The 16,749-nt window shown below is 70.0% G+C and carries 17 protein-coding genes; 7 read left to right on the forward strand and 10 right to left on the reverse strand.

Translation table 11 applies throughout. From position 1 onward, the window contains the following. Positions 1 to 122 precede the first annotated feature (122 nt). Together PSC72_RS17245 and PSC72_RS17250 are read left to right on the forward strand one after the other, a co-directional pair. Positions 123 to 326: a hypothetical protein gene (locus PSC72_RS17245; RefSeq protein ID WP_274322662.1), complete on the forward strand. Its 204-nt coding sequence runs from the start codon at positions 123 to 125 to the stop codon at positions 324 to 326. 106 nt (positions 327 to 432) lie between these two features. After that, positions 433 to 690: a hypothetical protein gene (locus PSC72_RS17250; RefSeq protein WP_274322663.1), complete on the forward strand. Its 258-nt coding sequence runs from the start codon at positions 433 to 435 to the stop codon at positions 688 to 690. 122 nt (positions 691 to 812) lie between these two features. On the opposite strand, the gene PSC72_RS17255 is transcribed toward PSC72_RS17250, so the two are convergent. Both PSC72_RS17255 and PSC72_RS17260 read right to left on the reverse strand, forming a co-directional pair. Continuing rightward, positions 813 to 1,844: a TIGR03560 family F420-dependent LLM class oxidoreductase gene (locus tag PSC72_RS17255; protein WP_274322664.1), complete on the reverse strand. Its 1,032-nt coding sequence runs from the start codon at positions 1,842 to 1,844 to the stop codon at positions 813 to 815. Between the two features lie 2 nt (positions 1,845 to 1,846). Then, positions 1,847 to 3,052: an enolase C-terminal domain-like protein gene (locus tag PSC72_RS17260; protein WP_274322665.1), complete on the reverse strand. Its 1,206-nt coding sequence runs from the start codon at positions 3,050 to 3,052 to the stop codon at positions 1,847 to 1,849. Between the two features lie 1,383 nt (positions 3,053 to 4,435). Here PSC72_RS17260 and PSC72_RS17265 point away from each other — a divergent pair. After that, positions 4,436 to 5,401, forward strand: coding sequence for an NADPH:quinone reductase (locus PSC72_RS17265; RefSeq protein ID WP_274322666.1), 966 nt, complete (start codon positions 4,436 to 4,438; stop codon positions 5,399 to 5,401). 48 nt (positions 5,402 to 5,449) lie between these two features. On the opposite strand, the gene ddh is transcribed toward PSC72_RS17265, so the two are convergent. The 3 genes from ddh to PSC72_RS17280 form a co-directional block, all read right to left on the reverse strand. After that, complete coding sequence (ddh, locus tag PSC72_RS17270) at positions 5,450 to 6,379, reverse strand: D-2-hydroxyacid dehydrogenase (RefSeq protein WP_274322667.1); 930 nt, start codon at positions 6,377 to 6,379, stop codon at positions 5,450 to 5,452. A 116-nt stretch (positions 6,380 to 6,495) separates the two neighbouring features. Next, positions 6,496 to 7,707, reverse strand: coding sequence for an MFS transporter (locus PSC72_RS17275; RefSeq protein ID WP_274322668.1), 1,212 nt, complete (start codon positions 7,705 to 7,707; stop codon positions 6,496 to 6,498). Between the two features lie 189 nt (positions 7,708 to 7,896). Beyond that, the gene (locus PSC72_RS17280; protein WP_274322669.1) at positions 7,897 to 8,676 is read right to left on the reverse strand and encodes a DUF7260 family protein; all 780 of its coding nucleotides are present in this window, start codon (positions 8,674 to 8,676) and stop codon (positions 7,897 to 7,899) included. 230 nt (positions 8,677 to 8,906) lie between these two features. Between PSC72_RS17280 and PSC72_RS17285 the strand changes: the two genes are divergently transcribed. Beyond that, positions 8,907 to 9,476, forward strand: a complete 570-nt coding sequence (locus PSC72_RS17285; RefSeq protein WP_274322670.1) for an NADPH-dependent FMN reductase — start codon at positions 8,907 to 8,909, stop codon at positions 9,474 to 9,476. Between the two features lie 72 nt (positions 9,477 to 9,548). Here the strand turns inward: PSC72_RS17285 and PSC72_RS17290 are convergent, their stop codons facing one another. The 4 genes from PSC72_RS17290 to PSC72_RS17305 all read right to left on the reverse strand — a co-directional run bounded on the left by PSC72_RS17290 (position 9,549) and on the right by PSC72_RS17305 (position 12,739). Next, entirely contained in the window at positions 9,549 to 10,460 is a 912-nt protein-coding gene (locus PSC72_RS17290) for a dihydrodipicolinate synthase family protein (RefSeq protein WP_274322671.1), read from the reverse strand. Between the two features lie 39 nt (positions 10,461 to 10,499). Then, positions 10,500 to 10,973: a TIGR03668 family PPOX class F420-dependent oxidoreductase gene (locus PSC72_RS17295; RefSeq protein WP_274322672.1), complete on the reverse strand. Its 474-nt coding sequence runs from the start codon at positions 10,971 to 10,973 to the stop codon at positions 10,500 to 10,502. Between the two features lie 70 nt (positions 10,974 to 11,043). Further along, positions 11,044 to 11,982 carry a carbohydrate kinase family protein gene (locus PSC72_RS17300; RefSeq protein WP_274322673.1) on the reverse strand — a complete coding sequence of 313 codons (939 nt, stop codon included), beginning with the start codon at positions 11,980 to 11,982 and terminating at the stop codon, positions 11,044 to 11,046. 85 nt (positions 11,983 to 12,067) lie between these two features. Next, positions 12,068 to 12,739 (reverse strand): RNA 2'-phosphotransferase, encoded by a 672-nt coding sequence (locus tag PSC72_RS17305; protein ID WP_274322674.1) that lies wholly within the window; start codon positions 12,737 to 12,739, stop codon positions 12,068 to 12,070. 127 nt (positions 12,740 to 12,866) lie between these two features. Between PSC72_RS17305 and PSC72_RS17310 the strand changes: the two genes are divergently transcribed. Further along, complete coding sequence (locus tag PSC72_RS17310) at positions 12,867 to 13,037, forward strand: DUF5786 family protein (RefSeq protein WP_274322675.1); 171 nt, start codon at positions 12,867 to 12,869, stop codon at positions 13,035 to 13,037. Positions 13,038 to 13,098: 61 nt separating this feature from the next. On the opposite strand, the gene PSC72_RS17315 is transcribed toward PSC72_RS17310, so the two are convergent. After that, complete coding sequence (locus PSC72_RS17315) at positions 13,099 to 13,437, reverse strand: DMT family transporter (protein WP_274322676.1); 339 nt, start codon at positions 13,435 to 13,437, stop codon at positions 13,099 to 13,101. Between the two features lie 101 nt (positions 13,438 to 13,538). Here PSC72_RS17315 and PSC72_RS17320 point away from each other — a divergent pair, with 101 nt between their 5' ends. After that, the gene (locus PSC72_RS17320) at positions 13,539 to 14,408 is read left to right on the forward strand and encodes a TrmB family transcriptional regulator (RefSeq protein ID WP_274322677.1); all 870 of its coding nucleotides are present in this window, start codon (positions 13,539 to 13,541) and stop codon (positions 14,406 to 14,408) included. A gap of 95 nt (positions 14,409 to 14,503) precedes the next feature. Further along, on the forward strand, positions 14,504 to 16,711 hold the full coding sequence (locus PSC72_RS17325; RefSeq protein ID WP_274322678.1) for a glycoside hydrolase family 3 N-terminal domain-containing protein: 2,208 nt from the start codon (positions 14,504 to 14,506) through the stop codon (positions 16,709 to 16,711). Positions 16,712 to 16,749 lie beyond the last annotated feature (38 nt).

Below are 16,749 nucleotides of genomic sequence, written 5' to 3' on the forward strand. Positions count from 1 at the left end.
GCTAATATAAATAAATTTCGCTGAAAATTATTACCGTTCAGCACTGATTGGTGACTGGTTAATCCGAGAATACGCACGTGCGGAGACAAGCTATTTGACGGTCGGTTCGGTATCACTCCCCGATGGACCGCACGCGTTCCGTGTTGAAACTGGTGTTCGGGATCAACGTCCTCTTCTTGCTCCTCCTGGGTTTTTCCTACCCGTACCTCGAACCGGGCACCGCGTCGTACGTCGTCGCCGTCATGACCGCCGCCCTCTGTCTCGCGATGCTGGCGCTCGTCGCGCTCATCTCCTACTTCGAATGGGACGTCTTCGACATCGGCTGAGAGCCTCGCCGGTCCCACACGGCTGTCGAGGATCCGACCAGGTGCCGGCCGCTCCGAACGTCCGTTCCGGCGAAACAACTATCCGGACGTCGGATGATACTCCGTTATGGCCGTCGACGCCAACGAGAATCCCGGTTCAGACTCGTCAGGCTCGCCGCAGCGCTCGCTCGGCGTACTCACTCCGATCCGCTCGTCCTTCTCGCTACAACTCGCGGTGGCCGGGATCGCGTTCATCGCGGCCGGATTCGTGCTCGGCACCGGCGTCTGGGCCGGGATACTTCCGGTCTGGGGCTTCGCGATGGTGCTGGTCGGTCTGGGCGCGTACGCCTTTACCCACCTCTCCCAGCGCGGGTCGAAGGGCTGACCCTCTCGGCGCGGTGAAGCGACGTAGGTGCGCAGGACTACGTACAGGCGCCAGCAGGTGGTCCCGGGAGAGAGTCGCGAAAGAGGGTCGATCTTCTCGGACGCCCGGCGGCGGCGACGCGTTCAGGCGAACTCGGGCATCACTTCGTCGGCGAACAGTTCCATGCCCTCGAAGTCCGGGTAGTCGACGAACCAGCACTGGAACTTCGTGACTCCGGCGTCGACGCGGTCCTCGATGGCGTCGGCGCACTCCTCTGGCGTGCCCATGACGAAGTACTCCCGGGCGTCTTCCTCCGTCTCGATGGGCGCCTGGTCCTGGTACTCCTCCTCGAACTGGATCGGCGTCATGAGGTCGAGCAGGCGGTCGAACTTCGCCTCGTCGCGGGTGCAGATGACGTGGCCGTCCCAGGAGTACTCGATGTCCGCCGGGTCGCGGCCCACCGTCTCGCAGTGGTCCTCGATGACCGAGATCTTGTGCTCCAGCGTCGGCACGTCGCCGTTGAACACGTCGGTGTTCCACACGTCGGCGTGCTTGGCGACGAGTTTGAGCGTGACCTCCTCGCCCTGGCCGCCGACGAGGATCGGCGGATGGGGGTCCTGCACGGGTCCGGGCTCGCAGTGGGCGTCTTCGATCTGGTAGTGGTCGCCGTCGAAGTCGGCGCCCTCCCCGGGGTCGGTGTCCCACATCCGCTTCATCAGGCGGATGCTCTCGTCGAGGCGCATCAGGCGCTCGAAGCCGTCGCGGTACTCCCAGCCGTAGGCGTCGTACTCGGGCTCGTGCCACCCGGCGCCGAGGCCGAGCTGGAGCCGCCCGTTCGAGACCACGTCGAGGGTGGCGGCCATCTTCGCGACGAGCGCGGGGTTGCGGTAGTCGTTGCAGAGGACGAGCGAGCCGACGTCGATGTCGTCGGTCTCGCCGGCGAGCGCCGACAGCAGCGTCCAGCACTCGTACTCGGCGTTGTCGCGCCCGAGCATCAGGTGGTCGGGCGCCCACGCGGCGTCGAAGCCCAGTTCCTCCGCGCGGCGGACGCCTTCGAGCGTGGTCTCCCAGTCGAGCGACTCGTACGCCGGCGTGTCGCGGTGGACGGGTTCGTTCCCCTCGTCGGGGGCGCCCGCGAACACCGGCACGTTGTACTCGAAGCTGATGTCGGACATGCTCACTCCACGGCGTAGTTGTCGAGCGCCTCGCGGTTGAGTTCGGAGCTGAGGCCGACCCCGTCGGGCAGCGGGATGACGCCGTCCTCGGCGTCCGGCGGGTGCTCGTAGATGGCGTCGGCGTAGGTGGAGTCTTTCTCCTCCTGCTGTTCCTGGAACCACTCGGGGATGGGGAAGTACTCGGCCATCGGCGCGTTCGTCGACGCGGCGATGAAGTGCAGGTGCGGGTTCGTCCCCGAGTGGGGGACGACAGGCACGTCGTGCGTGCTCGCGAGCGCGTCGATCTTCTGGAGCTCCGTCAGGCCGCCGCAGCGGTGGACGTCCGGCTGGAGGATGTCCACGGCCTCGCGTTCGAGCAGTTCCTCGTGACCCCAGCGGGTGAACTCGTGCTCGCCGCCGGAGATGGGGATGCTAGTCGACTCGCGGACCTCGGCGTAGCCGTCGATGTCGTCGGGGATGACCGGCTCTTCGACCCACTCCATGTCGTATTTCTCCAGTCGGTCGAGCATCTTCTTCGCGTAGCGGACCGACCAGCCCATGTAGGCGTCGCCGGCGATGGCGATGTCGTGGCCAACGGCGTCGCGGACAGTCTTGACGATCTCCTCGTTCTCCTTCATGCCCGCGCGGCCGGCCTCGGGGCCGTGCCTGAAGCGGAGCTTCATCGCGTCGAAGCCCTTCTCGGCGTACTCGATGGCCTCGCGTTCGAGCGTGTCCATATCGACCGGATGCAGGTTGCTCGCGTAGCAGGGGATCTCGTCTGTGACCGGTCCGCCCAGCAGTTCGTAGACGGGCTTGTCGGCCTCCTTGCCGGCGATGTCCCACAGCGCCAGGTCGACGGCGCTGATCGCCTCGATGGCGGCGCCCTTCCGCCCGAAGGGGATCGTCGCCCGGTACATGATGTCCCAGAGCTTCTCGCGCTCCTGGGGGTCTTCGCCGACGACGAGCTTCGAGAGCGTCTCGTCGACGATGGTCTCGATGGCGCCCGTCGCCCAGTTGCCGTGGCCGACGCCGGTGATCCCGGCGTCGGTGTGGACCTCGACGACGACGTCGCCGACCGGCCCCATCCATTTGCGGCGGGCCTGCGGGTTGTCCCCGTCGGCGTTGTTGTACTCGTCGTACTTGCTCATGACTGTGACGAGGGGGAACTCCACGAACTCGCCCCACGATTCTGTGCTCACGCTCGTGACGTCAATATCGGTGATCTCCATAGTAGACGCTGAATGCCGTTCGTTCCATACATCGGACAACCTTTATATAATCCTTGCGTGCCCGGTCGCCGTCCCGTGGTGGACCGCTCGCCCGTCCCGGGCCGCCGGGCGTCGCTCGGAGCGAACTGCCGCGGTTCACAATCCCCGGAATTCTCTCGCCGCGTCGTTTGTCAACGAATTGCACTACCTTCCGGTATTACCGAAACGAGGCTGCTCGTTTCTGTGATCGAAACTGGGTGCAACCGGATCTACTCCTCAATGGCCGTTTCTGCGCATTTTCTTTCCGGCATTGCCGGACTTTGGCACCCCCTCTCTGACGGCCGGCTCGAAACCGGCTAGCCTGGGCCGTCAAGACCGTGGAATAGGACCCTTCTGATGGGAATTACAAATATACAGATGTAATTCTAAGTGCCGATGTGGGTCCGGTATTGCCGGACAATTTGGTCGCCCGACGATGTCCCCGTGGTCGTCGACTCCGTTACGGTCTGCCGCCTCGTCTCTATCGGGGCCCGAGCAGGATACCAGATCCGGCCCCGAAAAGCCACAAATCAATATATGATAGAATACATATGATTATACCTCTCTGATTTCGGGGATCGCGTCGACGAAGCGTTTCGAATCGAGCGCCCGAAGAACGACGATGCCCGAGATACCCGTCGAATACGCAGCTCACCTGTCTCTCGCCGGGCGGAACTGGATCAGTCGGAGCGGGAACGCAGATCCCGCTGCAAGCGTCGGTCCCGATGATCGGAGTCACGTGAACGGGAACGACGCCTCTCCTAAAGTTCGGTTTCAAGCCGAATCGTCCAGCAGACGCCCGACTTAGTCACTCACTCGATACCCTCGGTGACTGAACTGCTGATCGACTGCGTGGATGTGGGAAACTTTACTTTACCGCGTAATTATACATGATATGATTGTTCTGGTGGTGTCCGTGACTCCGCTGGTCTCGGTCGGACAGGATGAGCGAGGGGCGCGGCGCTGATCGGTTGGGGCGTGGAAAAAGCGGGAACCGGGACGGGAGTGACCGGTGAGCGGGCGGGAGCCCGGGGCTCGATGGGAGCGGAACGGTGGGAGCGAAGGCGGACGACGGAAAGGTGGGTTCCTACGCTCCCCCGAGCGCGGGAACGGGTGGGTGTGGACAGGGTGGGTCGCGGGTGGGGTGCATCCGTGGTGGGATGGGGCTCGCATTGGCACGAGCCATCTTGTCGTAAGGGCTGGAGACGGAAGTCCGCCGCGCCTTAATGATTAGGTGTCGGACGCGGTCGGTCCGGAGTTGTGACTCCCACGGCCGAGCCTTCTCCGGGCGGAGCGCGGCCGGGATCCCCGGACGCGGCTCGGACGCCCACAGTTATGGCGGTCCGACGCGTCGGTTCGACCGATATGCGCGCTGTTCGGCTCAACGACCACGGCGGTCCCGAAGCGCTCGCAGTCGAGGACGTCGACCGTCCGGACCCGGGTCCGGACGAACTGCTCGTCGAAGTCGCGGCCGCGGGCGTCAACCCCGTGGACACGTACTTCCGCGACGGCTCGTACGACCCGGTCGGTCTGCCGTTCACGCCCGGCGTCGACCTCGCGGGCGTCGTCGCGGCCACCGGCGCCGACGTCGACGAGTTCGACGAGGGCGACCGGGTCTTCGGGACGGGAATCGGCAACGGCGGCCACCAGGGCGCCTACGCCGAGTACGCGACGGTCCCGACCGATCGGGTCGTCCACCTGCCCGACGGCGCGGACCTGACCGAGGCCGGCGCCGCGGGCGTCGCGGCGGTGACGGCCTGGCGGGCGCTGGTGGACCACGCCGACCTGAACCCCGCGGAACACTGCCTGGTCCACGGCGGGTCGGGCGGCGTCGGCCACGCCGCGGTCCAGATCGGCGACGCCGTGAGCGCCCGGGTGATCACCACCGCTCGCGAGGCGTACCACGACGAACTCGCCGCCATGGGAGCAGAGACGGTCCTCGATTACGGCCGCGACGACCTGGCCGACGCCGTCACTGAGGCCTCCGACGGCGGAGTCGACGTCGTCCTCGACCACCGGCTCGACGACTACCTGCAGTTCGACGCCGACGTGGCCGCGACGGGCGCCCGCGTCGTCGGCATCGGCGAGAACAGCCCCGACCCCGCGTTCACGAACGACGGCGCCGCCCGCTCGAAGGACGTCTCCTACCAGTTCATGACCATGTTCAACACGCCCGACCTGCGGGTGCCGCTCCGCGGCGCGGCGCACCTGATGGAGCGCGACGCGCTCTCGATCGAACTCGCGCGGACGTACGGGCTCGACGAGGCGAGCGAGGCCCAGCGCGCCGTGCTGGAGGACTCGTTCCTCGGCAAACTCGTGATCGAACCGTAGTCGGCGGCCGTACTCCGGACCGACGGGACCGACGGGCGCCCGGGCTTCTCAGAGCACCCGGTTGACCGGGTCCTCGCCGTCGGCGATCCGGCGGACGCTCTCTTCGAGGATAGCGGCCACGTGACGGTAGTAGTCGCGGGTGTAGGCCGCGCAGTGCGGCGAGACGATCACGTCGTCCATCGCCCACAGCGGCGAGTCCTCGGGGAGCGGTTCTGTCTCGAAGACGTCGAGCGCTCCGCCCGCGATCTCGCCGTCTCGGAGGGCCTCGACCAGCGCCAGCTGGTCGACGACGCCGCCGCGGGCGACGTTGATCAGGTAGGCGTCCTGGCGCATGGCCGCGAGTTCCTCGGCGCCGATCAGCTCGCGGGTCGCGTCGGTCAGCGGGACGGCGAGGACGACGAACCGCGCGTCCGCGACGGCCTCGCGGAGTCCGTCAACCGTGTACACCTGATCGACGCCGGGTTCGGGCAGCGGCGAGCGGCGGACGCCGACCACGTCCATCCCGAGGCCGGTCAGTCGGTCGACGATCCCGCGGCCGAGGCCGCCGAGGCCGACGACGCAGGCCTGTTCACCGGCGACCGTCCACCCGTCGTCCCAGCCCGGCCGGGACCACTCGCGGTCGGTCTGGTGGGCGACGTGCTCGTGGATCCGCCGGGCGAGCGCGAGGACGAACCCGGCGACCGTCTCGCCGACGGCGTCGCCGTGGACGCCGGTGCTGTTCGTCAGGACGACGCCCTCCTCGCGGAAGCGGTCGTGGGGAAACCGGTCGACGCCGGCCTGTATCGAGTGGACCCACTCGAGGTCGAGGAACGACTCGCGGTGTTCGAGGGTGACGACGGCCTGGCAGTCGGCCAGTGACTCGGGCGACCCGTCGACGATCGTCGCGTCGACGGCGGCCGCCGCGAGGCGCTGGGCGAGCGGCTCCGGCGGGAACACCGCCGCGACCGATTCGTCGATCCCGATCCGGTCGATGCGCATGGGCTCGACTACTCGGTCTCGGACAGTAACGTTTGCTCCGAACCGGCCCGCGAGCGGCGTCGATCCGCCGGGGAACCGACAGTTGACCACTCCGTGGCCGCTCACTCCGCCACCGCTCACTCTCCGGTGGGGAGCTGCCCGTCGCGCGCGAGCGCGGCCATCGCGACGGTGATGATCCCGACGCCGACGGCGTAGCCGCGGAAGACTCCGGAGTAGGTGAGGCCGAACTCCGCGAGCGCGCCGACGGCGACGCTCCCGGGCGCCTGCATCAGCATCATGACCGCGCTGTAGCCCGAGTAGGCGCTCGCGCGGTTCTCGTCGGGCAGCGAGTCGAGCAGGTAGGCGTCCGCGACCGGGAACAGGCCGTGGACGATCAGGCTCATGACGATCGAGACGGCGGCGACCGCGACCCAGCTCGTGACGAGCGTGAACGCCAGCAGCGTGACGACGAACCCCCCGAGGATCCCGAGCAGGACCGAGAGATACGAGAAGCGGTCGGCGAGGCGGCCCGCGACGACGAACGAGGGAACGCCCGCTGCGAAGGTCACGGTCAAGAGGGTGTTCGCGGGGCCGGAGGCGATCCCCTTCGCGCCGAGGTAGGTCACGTAGAAGTTGAACACGCCCTGCCAGACGAAGCCGCTGAAGCCGACGAAGACGACGCCCGCCGCGACGAGGCGCCACTGCGCGCGGATGGCCCCCAGCAGGTCGCGGTCGTCGACGCCCGCCTCCGGCAGGTCCGCCCGCCGGAGCGCGAAGACGAACGCGACAGTCAGCGCGAGCGCGAGCACCGCCAGCGCGCGGAACGACAGCCGCCAGGAGCCCAGCCCGATGGCCAGCGAGACGAGGAACGGGGCGGTGACGGCGGCGATCTGCGAGGACATCCCGCGCAGGCCGACCGCCAGGCCGACGCGCTCGGGGTAGAGCTCGCTCACCAGCGGGTTGGCGGCGATGAAGAAGACGCCGGAGGCGAGGCCGACGAGCAGCGCCCCGGCGACGGTGACGCGGATGTCCGGCGAGAAGGCCGTGAACCCGGCCGCGCCGGCGAGGAACAGCCCCATCCCCACGAGGACGCGGTGGCGCGCGACTTTCGTCAGGAGGTAGCCCGTCGGGAGCCGAGGGAGGGCGCTGCCGACCCAGACGGCCGTCGCGGCCAGCCCCGCCGTGGCCGGGCTGACGCCCGAGCGGATGAAGTAGTCCACCAGCGGCGCGAAGGCGATCCGGCCGAAGTTCACCAGGAAGGAGAAGGCACAGATGGAGACGAACACGCCGGCACGGCCTCGGGGGACCGTTCGACCGGTACCGGCCGCCTCGGCCGTCGACCCGCTCATGGCGAGCGCGGCGACGGGACGAGCGACCGCGCTCGCCTGACCTGCGACGACTCGGACGGGCCGTCCGCGGGCGGACGGGCGACGATACCGCTGGGAGCGATCACGTTCCCGGATCCCGGCTACTGGCCATTGAACCCCTCGCTCCCGGTCGATGTTTCCCGTTTGCGCCGCGGTCACGGGGCCCGCGGGTCACCGGAGACAGCGCGTGCGGTCGTCGCGGATCCGCTGCAGGCGGTCGGCGATCGCCGACAGGGCCGGACAGCGCGCGTCGAACTCGCCGTAGAGGAAGGTGACGAGGCTCGTCCCGGCGACGCCGGAGAGGTGGACGTCCGGTCGGCCGTGGACGAGCGACTGGCGTTCGTCTGCCAGGTCGGCGCACGTCGCTTCGAGGTCGGCCAACCGGTCGTCCAGCCGGCTCAGCCGCGCTGTCGACGCGTCGTCGAGTTGCGGCTCTATCTCGGCGAGTCGCCGGTCGCACTCGGCCAGCGCGCCGTCGATATCGACGAGCGACTCCCGCTCGCGTTCGAGCGCGCGGCGGAACCGCTCGCGGTCGTCGCTGGCGGACTCGCTGCCGTCCCAGAGCGCGCGGTACAGCGGCGGGGTCAACTGCCGGCCGTCGACAACCTGCGTCGCCACTTCCGGGCAGAACTCGGAGGCGAGGCTCGCGCGGAGCGTGTCGCCGTACTCCGCCTCGTAGTGGGGGACGTCCATCACGGTCTCCCGGTAGGCCGTCCTGACGGCCCGGAGCGAGGCGGCGGGGCCCGGATCGCCGCCCGTCGAGACGGCCGCGGGCATCGTCGTCACGCCGGACCCAGCGGTCGCGCTCGTCGCGCTGGGCGGCGTCGGATCGACGTTCGAGAGGCGAGCGCGGAACCGGTCGAACGCCGCCCGCTCGTCGGTCGCGTATTCGATCTCCCTGTCCACGATGTCGATCGCCGTCCGGAGGGGCGCGGAGTTCGAGGCTGTCATGTGCTGTCGGGCGGTCCGTGTCGGATCCGCCCGGCCGGACGGGTAAGCGGTTGCTATGAGGGATCTATACCGGGCCGTACCCGTATATAGCTCCTCGTCGGCCGGCGCGGATCCGCCACGGCCGTTTGCTCCCTGCCGCGGCAGTCTGGCCACCTCGCCGAAACTATCGGACCGCCTACCAAAACGCCATTCAGGGAACCTTTATTCGAGCCGTGCTCCGATCGATGTACATGAACTGCCCCGACGTGGTCGCCGTCTGCGGCAGCCGCCGCGAGGGGAGCTACACCCGCCGCGCCCTCCGGATCGCCCTCGACGCGGCGGCCGACGCCGGCGCCGACACCGAGCTGCTGGACCTGCGAACGATCGACCTGCCCCCGTTCGACCCCGACGCGGAGGAGGGCGAGACCGTCCGGGAGTTCAAGCGGCGCGTCCGCGAGGCCGACGCCGTCATCCTCGGGTCGCCGGTCTATCACGGCTCGTACTCGGCGACGCTGAAGGACGCGCTGGACTACTGCGGCAAGGACGAGTTCACCGACACGACCGTCGGCCTGCTCGCCACCGCCGGCGGCGGTAGCTACGCCAGCACGCTCGATCACCTGCGCGTCGTCGTCCGCTCGGTCCACGGCTGGACGGTCCCCACGCAGGTGGGCATCCGCGGCGCCTACGACAAGTTCGACGGGGAGGAGGTCACCGAACCGGGCCTCGAAGACCGGATCCGCGAACTCGGTCGCGAGGTGACCGCGAACGCGGACGTCAACCCGTCCGCACGCCCCGCGGCTCCCGCCGAGTGCGACGACTGAACGGGTTCGCACTCGACGGTTTCGCCTCGACGTGTTTCGCGCTCGGCGACTTCGCCCTCGCTCGTTTCCCGCTCAGATCAGGTCGAGCGTCCGGAGCGTCCGTTCCAGCTGGACCTCCTGGTCGCGGTCCATCCGCTGGAGTGGCCGCCGCATCGGCCCGGGGTCGAACTCGACCTCGGGGTGCAAGTCCAGCGCGGACTTGACGCCTCCCAGGTACGGCCCGCGGTCGATGGCCTTCCACACGTCGAAGACCGTGCTCTGGAGCTCGCGGGCGCGGCCCTCCTCGCCGCCGACGTACGACTCGTAGAGCTCGACCGTCAGCTCGGGGAAGACGTTCGAGACGGCGCTGACGAGGCCCGAACACCCGATCTCCAGCTCCGCGAACAGAAGCGAGTCCAGCCCCGCGAGGTAGGCCAGTTCGGGCTGACGGTCGATGGCCTGGCCGAGCCACGCGACGTCGCCGCTGGAGTCCTTGACGCCGACGATCCCGTCAATCCGGGCGAGGCGGTCGAGCGTGTCCAGGTCGAGCTTGTTGCCCATCCGCGCCGGGAAGTGGTAGATGTACACCGGGATGTCGACGGCGTCGGTGACCTCCTCGTAGTGTTCGACGATCGCCTCGCTGTCGATGGGGTAGTAGTAGGGGATGCCGACGACGACGGCGTCGGCGCCGCTGTCCTCGGCGTCGAGCGCGTATGAGACCGTGTTCTTCGTGCTCGGCGCGCTGACGCCGGCGATCACGGGCACCTCGTCGCCGACCTCGTCGACGACCGCGCCGATGACCGCCGCGCGCTCGTCGGGCTTGAGCATCGGGAACTCCCCGCTGGTCCCGAGCGGGAAGACGCCGTGGACCCCGCGGTCGACGACGAACCGGGCGTGGGCCGCGGTCGCGTCGAGGTCGAGTTCCTCGTCGGCACCGAAGGCGGTGATCGTCGGCGGGATGACGCCGCGTATCGAAACGTCACGTGTCGGACCTTGATCCGTCATCTGTCGATCCATCCCGCGGCGGTGAGTATGAAGGTACCGCTACAGGTCAGTAATGCGACCCCACGAGCGGACGTGGCCGGGGTCGATCCGGAGCGCCGGTCGCTCGCCGAGCGCGTGGTCCGCGTACTGGTCGTATTCGCCGCGCAGGGCGCCGACGGCCGCATCGTGGCTCGCGTCCCCGGGCGCCAGTACCGACGCCGTTCCCCGGACCTGGACCCAGCCGAGGCGGTCCCAGTCCTCGACGTAGTGGTCGGCGACCAGCGCGACGCGGCCGTTCTCGCGCACGTCGCGGACTCGGCGCAGCGTCTCCGGGGAACCGCCTTTCGGCTTCTCGTCGATCGGCGAGGCGATCCAGGGCGCGGTCTCGCCGTCCGGGGCGGCGCTCTCGTCGTCCTCGCCGTCGACGAGGGCGAAACAGACCGGGACGGCGTTCGGCCGCCCCTCCGCATCGGCGGTGGCGAGTCGGGCGACGCGGGCGGATTCGAGGTAGCGGCGCTCGGCGTCGGTGAACATACCGGAGACCAGGCGGCCGTCAGAAAAGAGCGCTCCGCCGCCAGCGACGTCGCTCCGACTCGAAGGCCGCCTACAGGACGCTGTCGGGGTCGGGTAGCTCGGCCATCCCGCCGGCGCGGGTGGTCGAGGCGGCGGCGACGGCGTTGCCGCGGTCGAGGACGGCGGCGAGCGAGCGCTCCCCGGCCGCGAGCGCGTCGACGACGCCCGCGGTGAAGGCGTCGCCCGCGCCAGTCGTGTCGACCGCGTCGACGGCGTACCCCTCGTGGACGGCTTCTTCGGGGCCCCACGGCGCGTCGTCGGTCGCGGCGGCCGCCGCGCCGGCCTCGCCGAGCGTCAGGAACACGGTGTGAGGACCGAGTTCGTGGAGCCGCGGCGCGACCGCGTCGATCGTCGACCCGTCGAAGCCCGCCGGTTCGAGGTCTTCGTGGGACGTCTTCAGCACGTCGACCGCGGGCAACAGGCGGCGGACTTCGCTCTCGAAGTCGGCGTCGTGCCACAGCTCCGGCCGGGCGTTCAGGTCGAAGACGACGGTACAGCCGGCCTCGTTCGCCCGCTCGACGAGGTCGTGGATCGCCTCCCGCGAGGGAGAACTCGCGAGGAGGACGCTCCCGACGACGACCCACTCGACGTCGGCGAGGGTCTCGTCGGGCACGCGGCCGGATTCGAACCGCGTGTCGGCGGTGCCGTCGCGGTAGAACGTGAACCGGGGCCCCTCCTCGGGGTCGCCGCTGACGAAGGCGAGCGTGGTCTCGGCGTCCGGGTCGCGCTCGACGAATCGCTCGGGGACGCCGCGGTCGGCGAGCGCGTCGGCGAGGAAGTCGCCGAACGGGTCGGCGCCGACGCGCGTCCAGAACCAGGGCCGTCGGTCGAGCTGCGCGAGGCGGACGGCGACGTTCGCCGGCGCGCCGCCGGGCTGGCGGGAGAACTCGTCGGTGTCGGCGAGGGGTGTCTCGGTCGCGGGGAGGAAGTCGACGAGCGTCTCGCCGGCGACGAGGACGGTCGGATCCATGACCGACCGTACTCACCAGTCCGCCAAGAGTCCGCATGGTTCGACCGCGGAGACCGCGGCGGGAGCGCCCGCCCGGTCGGCGCCGTCAGTCCGACTCCCGGACGGTGAGGTATTCGGGCGGGACCCGTTCGGTCGTGTAGGTCGCTCGACCCCGGCGGGTGATTTCGTGACCGTCGGCGAGCATCGCGGCGGCGTCGACCGCGAAGACCACGGGCTCGTCGGCGTGCCGTTCGCCGACGCGGCGGGCTTCGTCGACGCCCCCGGAGAGGTGGACCAGCTGGCGCGACATCGGTTTCAGGCCCTCGGCGAGGATGGCGTCGCGGGTCCGCGGCGCCGTGCCGTGATAGAGCGTGTCGGGGACCGGGCCGTCGCCCGACTGCAGGTCCACGGCCACCGAGTGGCCGTAGGCCGCGCGGACGCGGTCGTCGCCGGACTCCGCACCGCCGTCGCCGACCCCGCCGCCGGTCCGCTCGAAGCGGCCGTTCGGGTCCGTCGCGACGACGGCGGCGACGCGCTCGCGGTCCGCCCAGTCGTACTGTCGCTCGGCCGCGGCGACCAGGTCGCCGAACGGCGTCCAGCCGGCGTCGTCCAGCGCGAGCCCCGCGTCGTCCGGGAAGTGCCTGAGCGCGCCCGAGAGGTACTTCGAGAGACGGCGGCGGCGAGCGGCGCCGAGGACCGCCCGTCCCTCGCGCTCGCAGACGGGGCAGGCGTCGCCCTCGAAGAACCCGTGGTCCTCGCAGCTGCGGACGGTAGTCATCGCCGTCCAGTTCGCCGCCGGGCCGGAAAACACGTTCGCCGTCCCCGGGTATGGCGCCCGATGGCACGCCGCAGTGGCGTCCACGACCGCACCGTTTTTCCGTCCCATTCCGCTACGTCGATCCACAATGGGCTTCGGGAGCTACGACGAATCCGAACAGGAGAACCAGAGCGGCGACGCCGACTACGACGAAGACGACGCAGTCAACGTCCACGAGCACGACCACGAGGGCGAGGTGTCGGTCGAGGGCGCGGACTCCGCCGACGAACTGGTCGACCGCCTGCAGGACATGAAGTAACCCCCCGGTCGGACCCACACTTCGGCGCCCGCCGCGAACCACCGGCCCGCGGCCGTCGCGATCAGTGCGCGGGGGCGTAGGCGTCCGAGAACGCGTTCAACACGACGACGCCGGCGACGACGAGCGCCATCCCGGCGACCGCGGCCGCGTCGATCTGTTCTTCGAAGACCACCACGCCCACCAGCGCCGTCGCCACGATCCCGATCCCCGCCCAGGTCGCGTACACCAGCCCGACCGGTAGCTCTTCGAGCGTCAGTCCGAGCAGGTAGAAGGAGCCCGCGTACCCGACCGCGACGACGGCCGTGGGCGCGAGTTCCGAGAACCCGCTGCTGGCCTTCAGCGCGGTCGTGCCGGTCACCTCCGCGGCGATCGCGAGCGCGAGCGTCAGGTACGGTCGCATGGCCGGAGGGAGTCCGCCCGCGGGAAAACCGCTTGTCGAACGCGCCGCCACTTCCTGTCCGTTCCCGAATGGTTTAGTCCGCTCGCGCCCCACCGCGAGGCATGTCCGACCTGGGGGAGCTGGGGCTGTCGAGCTACGAGGAGAAGGTCTATCGGGCGCTTCTGTCGCTCGGGTCCGCCACGGCCCAGGAGGTCTCGGAGGCCAGCGACGTGCCGATGGGGCGCATCTACGACGTGCTCAACGGGCTGGACGCCCGCGACGTCGTCCGCAGCCAGTCGACCGAGCCGACGACGTACGCGGCGGTCGATCCGGAGACGGCCGTCGAGCGACTGCTTGCGGAGCGCCGGCGGGAACTGTCGGCGCGGGCCGACCGCTACGAGGCGATCGCCGCCGAGATCGGTCCCGAACTCGCTGCGACGAAACCCGCCGAGAGCCGCTTCTGGACCGCGCCGCTGGGGAGCGAGACGGCGATCTCGCTGGAACGGGACCTGTTCGCGACCGCGGGCGACAGTATCCGGTCGGCGATGAGCGTGCCCTACGCGGCGGCGCCGTGGGAGCGCTACGAACCGGAGGTCGACCCGTTCTACGCGGCACTCGACGACGGGGTCGAGGTCCGGATGCTCGGCCACGCCGCGATGGTCGAGGCCGCGCCGCCGGACGTCGTCGCGGAGACGGTCGACGCGCCGCCGAACGTCTCGCTCCGGGTCACGACCGACCTGGAGGTCACCTTCGACGTGGTCGACGGCAACGAGGTCTGCTTCCACGTCCCGCACCCGCTCGACAGCGGCGAGCGCCTGGGCGTGATCCACGTCCGCGACGGGGAGATGGCCGGTCGGCTGGCCGAGGTGTTCGACCGCGCCTGGGCCGAGGCCGTGCCGCTCTCCGCGGTCGTCGACGACGGGGGCCTCGCGCTCGACGGGGACGCGATGGGGGACGACACGGTCGACGGCGCGCCCGACCTCGACGACTGATTCGCCCGGTCGACATCGGCGTCCGGCCGTCGGCCGCTCCGGTCCTCGCTTCCGGCACCCGAACGTTGATTGACGTGAGTGGCGCACGTGAACGCATGCCAGATCGGAGCGCGTTCGGCCAGCGACTCGCCGAGGAGGACGAGCGGCGGGTCGAGGCGATCCTCCAGGAGATGACCGTCGCCGAGAAGGTGGGCCAGGTCGTCGGCGTCCCGGCGCTCGCGGACGTCGAGGAGGCGAAGACGGCGGTCACCGACCACCACGTCGGCTCGGTCCACTTCGGCGGGACGCCGCACAACACGCCCGCCGAGAAGGCCGAGTTCGTCAACGACCTCCAGCGGGCGGCCATCGACGCCTCGCGGTTCGATATCCCGCTGTTCGTCCGCGCGATGGCCGAGCACGGCCACGCCGCCATCTCGGGGAGCACTGTCTTCCCCCAGCAACTCGCGCTCGGCGCGACGCGCGACCCCGACCTCGCCGAGCGCGCGGCGCGCGCGGCCGCGGTCGAGATGCGCGCGACGGGCGTCCAGTCGACAAGCAGCCCCATCGGCGACGTGGCCCGCGACCAGCGCTGGGGGCGCATCGCCGAGACGTTCGGCGAGAGCCCGCGCCTCTGCGCCGCCTTCACCGAGGCGATGGTCAGGGGGTACCAGGAGAACGACCTCGACGAGTCGGTGCTGGCCGTCACCAAGCACTTCCCCGCCTACAGCGAGGGCGTCCGCGGCGAGGATCAGGCCCCCAACGACATCTCCGAGTACACGCTCCGGCGCGTCCACGTCCCGCCCTACGAGGCCGGGATCGAGGCGGGGACCGCCGGGATCATGCCCTGCTACAACGTCATCGACGGCGAACCCGTCCACGGCTCGCCGCGGTTCCTGCGGGATCTGCTCCGCGAGGACCTGGGATTCACCGGGTTCACGCTCGCGGACTACGCCGGCGCCGAGGACCTCCACGGCGGCCACCGCGCCACCGATTCCCTGGAGGAGTCGCTCTGGCGTGCGATCCGGGCGGGGATCGACCTGCTCCCCTCCGGCGGCGCCGAGTACTGCGAGCAGGTCCTCGCCCTCGTCGAAGACGGCGAACTGAGCGAGTCGCGGATCGAGGAGAGCGCCCGGCGCGTGCTCCACCTGAAGTTCGCGCTCGACCTCTTCGAGGACCCGTTCGTCGACCCCGACGACGCCGTCGCGACGCTCGGCCGGCCGGACCACCGCGACCTCGCCCGCGAGGTCGCCAGGGAGTCGATGACGCTCCTGCGGAACGAGGACGACGTCCTCCCGCTCGACCCCGACCTCGACCAGCTACTCGTCGCCGGCCCGAACGCGGACGACATCGCCGCCCAGCACGGCGGCTGGGGGAGCGTCGAGGACCCGCGGCCCCTGGGCGACACCGTCCTCGACGGGATCGAGGCGGCGGTCGACGACGGGACCGACGTGGTCCACGAACCGGGGAGCGCCATCGGCGAGACGCTCGACGTCGACGCCGCCCGGGACGCGGCCGCCGACTCGGACGCGGCCGTCGTGGTCGTCGGCGAACCCGACTACATCCACGAGTTCCGCGCGAGTTCCCAGGAGTTCGGGGCCGAGGAGTTCCCCCACCGCGAGAGCCTAACGCTGCCCGACGCCCAGCGCGAACTGGTCGAGGCGATCCACGCGACCGGCACGCCGACCGTCGCGGTCCTCGTCACCGGCCGCGTGCTGTCGACGCCGTGGATCGCCGAGCACGTCCCCGGCCTGCTGCTGGCCTACCAGCCCGGTTCGGAGGGCGGCGCCGTCGCGGACGTGCTGTTCGGCGAGCACAACCCGTCGGGCAGGCTCCCGCTCTCCGTCCCGCGCTCGGAGGGACAGGTGCCGGTCCGGTTCAACCACCTCACCCATCCGACCGTCGACCACGAGGCCCACCGCTCCTCCTACGATCCCCTGTTCGAGTACGGACACGGGCTCAGCTACACGGACTTCGAGTACGAGGACCTGACTGTCGCACCGGCCGAGGTCGGACCGGACGGCACCGTCGACGTCGAGGTCGCGGTCGCCAACGTCGGTGACCGCGCCGGGACCGAACCCGTCGAGGTGTTCGCGACCGACGTGGTGAGCACCCGCATCACGCCGGTCCGAGAACTGCGGGCGTTCGACCGCGTGGCCCTCGACGCCGGCGAGCGAGCGACGGTCTCGTTCTCGCTGGACGTCCGGGAGTTCGGCATCGTCGAGAACGACGGGACGCGGACGGTCGAACCCGGAACCTTCGAGGTCAGCGTCGCGGACCTCGCCGACAGCTTCGAGGTGGTGCGGCGCCGTCCGTACCGGCGCTGAGGTGGGGCGATCGGCCGCCGCCGTACTGTCGCCGTTCT

The organism is Halosimplex aquaticum, assembly GCF_028747785.1.
In the GTDB taxonomy this organism is placed as follows: Archaea; Halobacteriota; Halobacteria; order Halobacteriales; family Haloarculaceae; genus Halosimplex; species Halosimplex aquaticum.

Bases quoted from the DNA above. Each gene is read 5' to 3' on its own strand.
- PSC72_RS17245 (WP_274322662.1), top strand. From the start codon at position 123: ATGGACCGCACGCGTTCCGTGTTGAAACTGGTGTTCGGGATCAACGTC.
- PSC72_RS17250 (WP_274322663.1), top strand. From the start codon at position 433: ATGGCCGTCGACGCCAACGAGAATCCCGGTTCAGACTCGTCAGGCTCG.
- PSC72_RS17255 (WP_274322664.1), bottom strand. From the start codon at position 1,844: ATGTCCGACATCAGCTTCGAGTACAACGTGCCGGTGTTCGCGGGCGCC.
- PSC72_RS17260 (WP_274322665.1), bottom strand. From the start codon at position 3,052: ATGGAGATCACCGATATTGACGTCACGAGCGTGAGCACAGAATCGTGG.
- PSC72_RS17265 (WP_274322666.1), top strand. From the start codon at position 4,436: ATGCGCGCTGTTCGGCTCAACGACCACGGCGGTCCCGAAGCGCTCGCA.
- ddh (WP_274322667.1), bottom strand. From the start codon at position 6,379: ATGCGCATCGACCGGATCGGGATCGACGAATCGGTCGCGGCGGTGTTC.
- PSC72_RS17275 (WP_274322668.1), bottom strand. From the start codon at position 7,707: ATGAGCGGGTCGACGGCCGAGGCGGCCGGTACCGGTCGAACGGTCCCC.
- PSC72_RS17280 (WP_274322669.1), bottom strand. From the start codon at position 8,676: ATGACAGCCTCGAACTCCGCGCCCCTCCGGACGGCGATCGACATCGTG.
- PSC72_RS17285 (WP_274322670.1), top strand. From the start codon at position 8,907: ATGAACTGCCCCGACGTGGTCGCCGTCTGCGGCAGCCGCCGCGAGGGG.
- PSC72_RS17290 (WP_274322671.1), bottom strand. From the start codon at position 10,460: ATGACGGATCAAGGTCCGACACGTGACGTTTCGATACGCGGCGTCATC.
- PSC72_RS17295 (WP_274322672.1), bottom strand. From the start codon at position 10,973: ATGTTCACCGACGCCGAGCGCCGCTACCTCGAATCCGCCCGCGTCGCC.
- PSC72_RS17300 (WP_274322673.1), bottom strand. From the start codon at position 11,982: ATGGATCCGACCGTCCTCGTCGCCGGCGAGACGCTCGTCGACTTCCTC.
- PSC72_RS17305 (WP_274322674.1), bottom strand. From the start codon at position 12,739: ATGACTACCGTCCGCAGCTGCGAGGACCACGGGTTCTTCGAGGGCGAC.
- PSC72_RS17310 (WP_274322675.1), top strand. From the start codon at position 12,867: ATGGGCTTCGGGAGCTACGACGAATCCGAACAGGAGAACCAGAGCGGC.
- PSC72_RS17315 (WP_274322676.1), bottom strand. From the start codon at position 13,437: ATGCGACCGTACCTGACGCTCGCGCTCGCGATCGCCGCGGAGGTGACC.
- PSC72_RS17320 (WP_274322677.1), top strand. From the start codon at position 13,539: ATGTCCGACCTGGGGGAGCTGGGGCTGTCGAGCTACGAGGAGAAGGTC.
- PSC72_RS17325 (WP_274322678.1), top strand. From the start codon at position 14,504: ATGCCAGATCGGAGCGCGTTCGGCCAGCGACTCGCCGAGGAGGACGAG.